This is a genomic window from Streptomyces sp. RP5T, from assembly GCF_003933965.1.
Lineage (GTDB): Bacteria > Actinomycetota > Actinomycetes > Streptomycetales > Streptomycetaceae > Streptomyces.
Genome location: NZ_RSAJ01000555.1, coordinates 1 through 5,499, shown reverse-complemented (window position 1 = coordinate 5,499; position 5,499 = coordinate 1). Strand labels below are relative to the sequence as shown.

At 72.6% G+C, this 5,499-nt stretch carries 6 protein-coding genes; 2 read left to right on the top strand and 4 right to left on the bottom strand.

Annotated elements, in window-relative coordinates:
* Nucleotides 1-3: 3 nt before the first annotated feature.
* Together EHS43_RS36140 and EHS43_RS36135 are read right to left on the bottom strand one after the other, a co-directional pair.
* On the bottom strand, nt 4-759 hold the full coding sequence (locus tag EHS43_RS36140; RefSeq protein ID WP_125194832.1) for a dienelactone hydrolase family protein: 756 nt from the start codon (nt 757-759) through the stop codon (nt 4-6).
* 123 nt (nt 760-882) lie between these two features.
* Nucleotides 883-1,503 carry an L-threonylcarbamoyladenylate synthase gene (locus EHS43_RS36135; protein WP_185806561.1) on the bottom strand — a complete coding sequence of 207 codons (621 nt, stop codon included), beginning with the start codon at nt 1,501-1,503 and terminating at the stop codon, nt 883-885.
* Nucleotides 1,504-2,049: 546 nt separating this feature from the next.
* On the opposite strand from EHS43_RS36135, the gene EHS43_RS36130 reads away from it, so the two are divergent.
* Both EHS43_RS36130 and EHS43_RS36125 read left to right on the top strand, forming a co-directional pair.
* On the top strand, nt 2,050-3,624 hold the full coding sequence (locus tag EHS43_RS36130) for a helix-turn-helix domain-containing protein (RefSeq protein WP_260470872.1): 1,575 nt from the start codon (nt 2,050-2,052) through the stop codon (nt 3,622-3,624).
* Nucleotides 3,625-4,139: 515 nt separating this feature from the next.
* A complete protein-coding gene (locus tag EHS43_RS36125) occupies nt 4,140-4,550 on the top strand; it encodes a hypothetical protein (RefSeq protein ID WP_125194833.1) in 411 nt (136 codons plus the stop codon).
* Between the two features lie 36 nt (nt 4,551-4,586).
* On the opposite strand, the gene EHS43_RS36120 is transcribed toward EHS43_RS36125, so the two are convergent.
* Nucleotides 4,587-5,330 carry a CbtA family protein gene (locus EHS43_RS36120; RefSeq protein WP_125194830.1) on the bottom strand — a complete coding sequence of 248 codons (744 nt, stop codon included), beginning with the start codon at nt 5,328-5,330 and terminating at the stop codon, nt 4,587-4,589.
* A gap of 16 nt (nt 5,331-5,346) precedes the next feature.
* Nucleotides 5,347-5,499, bottom strand: a 153-nt coding sequence (locus EHS43_RS36115) for a CbtB-domain containing protein (RefSeq protein WP_148104174.1), incomplete at its 5' end; no start/stop codon positions are given.

The following is a 5,499-nucleotide window of genomic DNA, read 5'->3' as shown; positions in this document are numbered from 1 at the left end:
ATCCTAGAACGTGCGCTTGAGCAGGTCGAGCAGTGCCGTCCAGTGCCGCTCGTCGGCCTCGCGGTCGTACGAGGCGGTGTCGGCCTGGGTGAAACCGTGCGGGGCGCCGTCGTAGACCTCGCACCGGTGCCGGACCCCGGCCTCGGTCAGCGCGGTGGCGAGACGCTCGATCTGCTCCGGAGGCAGTGACGGGTCGTCGTCGGCGTGACCGAAGTACAGCTCGGCGGTGATGTTCCCGGCCACCAGGTGCGGGCTGTCCGGGGCGTCTGTCGCCAGCCGGCCGCCGTGGAAGCCGGCCGCCGCGGCCACCCGGTCGGGATAGGTGCCGGCGGTGAGCAGCGACAGGCGTGCGCCCATGCAGTAGCCGGTGAGCGCGACCGGGCCGTCGGCGGCCTCGGGGCGGTCGGCCAGCCAGCGCAGATACGCCCCCGCGTCCCGCATCGCGAGCTCGGGCGTCAGGGCCCGCATGACCGGCGCGATCTTCTCGAAGATCTCCGGCCGGGCGCCGGGGTCGATGAACTCGGGCAGTTCGAAGACCGGGGCGCGCCCGTGGCGGTAGAACACGTTGGGCACGAGGACCGTGTAGCCGGCCTCGGCGAGCCGGTCGGCCATCGACCGCAGCCGGGGGCGCAGTCCGAAGGCGTCCTGGAAGAGCAGGACGGCCGGCCGGGGCGTCCCGTCGCCCGGGTGGGCGAGGTAGGCGTCCGCGGAGCCGTCCTCGGTGGGGATGTCGACGGCGGATCCCTGTACGGAGGTCATGGGGGTGCCTCTCTGCGCGTGCTGCGGCGAGCAGGTCGCCGACCCGGCGGAACCGGGCCGGGGCACATGCTTGCACGCACCATCCAACTGGCCGTCGTGACCCCCACCCACTTGAGAGCCGCTTTACTCGAACCTGCTGGTGTCACCCGCTCCGTAGCGCACGATCTCCGCCTCGCCGCCCGAGAAGTCGATGACCGTGGTCGGTTCGGTGCCGCAGTCCCCGGAGTCGACGACCCCGTCCAGCACGTGGTCGAGCCGGTCCTTGATCTCCCAGCCCTGGGTCATCGGCTCCTCCTCGTCCGGCAGGAGCAGGGTGCTCGACAGCAGCGGCTCGCCGAGCTCTGTGAGAAGTGCCTGGGTGACGACGTGGTCGGGGATGCGCACGCCGACCGTCTTCTTCTTCGGGTGCTGGAGCATGCGCGGCACCTCCTTCGTCGCCGGGAGGATGAAGGTGTAACTGCCGGGCGTCGACGCCTTGATCGCGCGGAACACGTCCTTGTCGACCCGTACGAACTGGCCGAGCTGCGCGAAGTCCTGGCAGACGAGCGTGAAGTGGTGCCGGTCGTCGAGGTGACGGATCGTCCTGATCCGGTCGATGCCGTCACGGCTGCCCAGCCGGCACCCGAGCGCGTAGCAGGAGTCCGTCGGATACGCGATCAGAGCGTCCGACCGGATGCTCTCGGCGATCTGGGAGATGGTGCGGGGTTGCGGATTGTCGGGGTGCACATCGAAGTACTTCGCCATTCGTCGAGCTTATGCCGTCCACGCACGGCGACCACGCAGCCCGGGACGGCGCCGACCGTGGCTCGATCACGTCCGGGTGAGACCTTTCCGGCCGTACGGGCCGTACGGCTGTGTCACCGACGCCCAGACCGTGCAGCGGGCCCGGAGCCCGGCCGAGTGGGTGCTGTGCGGTCGCGCACCCGGCGAATGCGGCGGCGCCGTGCATCGGGCCGTACCGGTGATGGCCGGGGGTGCCGGCCCTCCGCGCCGTCGGCCCGAGCGGTCGACCGCCGCCGTGGCATGCCCGCCGCCGCGGACTGGTCCCGCGTGCCCTCGACGCGCTGACCTCCCGGGCGCCCACCACCTTCGCCGCCGACGGGCCCGTACGCCTCGAACTCCCGCACAGCACCCACGACATGGCTCCCACAGGGTGGACCGCCGGTGCGGATACCCGCTCGACGTGCATCTTCGTGCTCCCCCCTTCCCACCTGACCGTGTCCGGGCCCTCGGCCGTGGGGTAACGTCCCGAGCGGTATGCCAGGGAGAACGAGGGTGCGAGGGGCTGACGTGGCAGGGCAGGAGGGCGGCACCGGTGGGCGTCGGCCGGTGGACGCCGGGACCCCGGCCTGGACGCGGGAACTCCTCGACCATCTGCGGCCGACGGGACGTGACGTCCGCCGGGTCGTCACCTGGCTCGCCAGCACCCTGAACGGCACGGCCGCGCTCCAGGACGACAGCGGAGCCCTCGTCGCCGGCACACCCGTGGCGCTGGACGAGGGCCTGGTCGCCGAGATCCTCACCGGACGTATCGCCTCCGCTGCCACGGCGGACGGGGACCGTCATCTGCGCCTGGTCAGGGTGGAGTACCCGAACCCGGTGTCCGCCGGGGCCGGAGTGCTCGCGGTGGCCCGCCCGGAGCCCTTCGACCGGCGCGCCTCGGACATCCTCACGCACACCGCCCAGGTCCTCGAACTCCTGCTGCGCGCCCGCGGCACGACCGAGGCCGGCCGCCGCCTGCGGCGGGCCACCTCCGATCTCCGCCTGGCCATCCTCCAGTTGCTCATGGTCGAGGACACGGTCGCGGCCCGCCGCGTCGCGGCCGGACTGTGGCCCGGCCTGCTCGACACCGAGACCGCCTGCGTCTACGTCCTCGAAGGCGACACCGCGCAACGCGACCGGCTCGCCGAGGAGTGCCTCGGCGTGACCGGCGACCGGGCCCTGGTGGTGCGCTGCCCGGCCATGGACGGGCACGTGATCATCGTGACGACGGCGGACGCGGCGGCCAAGTCCCTGCGCTCCGTCGTCGACCGCAACCCCGGCACCCTGCTCGGCGGCAGCACCCGGCAGAGCCTCGCCCGGACCGCCACCGCCTACGGGCAGGCGGTCAGCGCCCTCGCCGTGGCACGCGTACGACCGGACAAGGCGGCGCTGTACGCCGAACGCAACCACCCCGAGCGCCTGATGGACCCGGCCGCGCTGCGTGCGTGGACCGCCCGGCTGCTGCGCCCGCTGGACACCCTGCCGCACCACACCCGCGCCGAACTGCTCGCCACCACCCGCCTCGGTCTGGAATTCACCGCCGTGAGCGCGGCCAAGGTGCTCGGCGTCAGCCGCAACACCGTCCGCGCCCGCATGGAACGCGTCGAGTCCCTGCTGGGCACCGACTTCACCGACCTGACCGTCCGGGCGACCGTCCACCTGGCCCTGAGCACCCAGGTGAGCCTGGCCGACGGACAGAGCGGCCCCGACGGTCACGGCGGCCCCGGCAGGCCCCGGGCCCGGCTCGGCGACCTGCTGGCGGGACCGGCGCTGGAGACCTGGGCACGGGAACTGCTGGGACGCCTCGACAGTGACGCCCGCGACCTGCGCCGGACCCTGCGCAGCTGGATCGCCGCCGGTGGCAACGCGGAGCGGGCCGCCCAGGCACTCGGCGTCCACGCACAGACCGTGCGCGAACACGTCCGCAGCGCCGAACCCGTCCTCGAACGCCGGCTGATGGCCTCCGGCGGCGACCTCTACGAGGTCGTCCTGGCCCATCTGGCGACGGGCGAACTCGTACACCCCGTGCTGCTTCGCGACGAGAGGGGCCATCCGGATCTTCCGGACGATCCGGGTCATCCGGACGCACCTGTGCACGAGTGAGTCCTGTGCCGTGCACACCGGGCATCGACGCGATTCACAGGGGTGCGCAGGTCACGTACGTTCGACACACCGCGGGGGGAACGACCGGAACGGGGGACCGGTCGCGCCCCCCGCGACGTCTCTCCGCGTGACCCGCCCCGGACCGCCCGAGGCGTCGATCACCTGGCGGATTCTCCACCCCGGCGGGGACTGACCCGCGGGCGACGGGTACTCGTCCGGCTCCGGAACGACCATCGCTGGAGGAGGCCGGACTGACCAGCAGCACGGAGACCGAGGGTGCCGACCCGCCTGAACGGCGGCTGACCCGGTAGGTGCGGAGGGGCCGGACAGACGGGTGTCCGGCCCTTCCGTCATGCCCGGACCGAAAGCCCTCGCGGCCTACGGGGCCGCGCCCTCCGGCCCTACGGCCGCTGAACAGCGCTGACCGGTCTTCCGTACCCCAGGGCGTAGTCGTACACCGACCGGATACGGAGAGACTCGTGCCGCGACGAGGACGCCATCATCGGAACACCGTGCTGCGACTGGGCACCCTCGTCGGGAGCCTCGCGTTGGTCTCGGCCTGCGGCGGGGGAGAGGACGACGCCGCCGGGAACCCGCGGCCGTCCAAGAGTTCCGCCGCGCCCGCCGCCGGCATCGTGGCCCCGGCCAGGATCGAGGTGATCGCCGGGCTGGCCGGCTGCAAGGCCGAGATCCGCATCGAGGCGGACGAGTTGCGCGAGGGAGTGTGCCACTCGGAGCAGGCCGACTACCGCATCACCACTTTCCCCGCGGAGAAGTACAAGGAGGCGTGGCTGGACGCGGCCAGTGTCTACGGGGGCAAGTACCTGGTGGGACCGGGGTGGGTGGTCAGCACCAAGGCGGAACACCTGGAACAGGCCAGGAACAAGCTCGGCGGGACCATCCGCGAGCTCAAGGGCACGTCGTAGGTTCCGCCGGGCGCGCCCCCGGCGGAACCCGCGCCGTCAGGCGACGAGCGCCGGGACCTCGCCCCGGGCCCGCCGCGGTTCGAGGACCCGTTCGGCCAGGTAGCCGAAGAGCAGCCCGAACGCGGCCCACAGGACGGCCTGGACGCCGAGGGAGGCCAGGCGGAACTCCCACAGGTCGGTGGCCGGGAAGCCCTTCGGGGTGTTGTCCCCGGCGGGCAGCACGACCATCGCCACCGCCACCGCGACGACGAAGGCCACGGCGGCCGCGGTGGAGGCGTTCCAGTTGCCCAGCGCCGGGCCCAGCCTGCGGCCCAGCAGTACCGCGCCGATCCCGAGGAGCACGCTCAGCGCGATCATCAGGACGAACAGGGCGGTGCGCTGGTCGATGCTGTCCGGGTCGCCCACCGCGGGCGGGTTCGCCGGATACTTGAGGGTGGGCACGAGGTAGACGGTGAGGAATCCGCCGAGCGCCGCGAGCCCGGCCGTCGCCCGTGCGCCGAACCGGCCGATCCGGCCCAGCGCGAAGCAGAACGCCAGCGCCATGATGCCGCCGATCGCGACCCCGAAGACGAGGACACCGGTGGCCAGTCCGGCGGTCGACTGCACGGAACGGCTGACGAGTTCCTCGCCGTGCTCGTGGGAGCCGGCCTCCTCGAAGGCGATGGCCGCGTCCACCGGGCCCTCCCCGACCAGGTAGGCGAAGACGAAGGCCAGAACGCCCGCACCGAGTCCGGCGAGCATGCCGCGCGCCAACAGGGCGCGTACGACTGTGGAGTTCATGATGGTCCGCCCCGCCTCAGTGGCAGGGGAAACCGAGCAGGTGGCGTGCGTCGTGCACCCACTCGTGGACGCCCTCGCCGGAGACGAGTGCGGTGGCGCCCTGTTCGGCGCCGACGAAGTACAGCAGGACCAGCATCAGCACGCCGAAGAAGACGGCCCAGGGGACGAG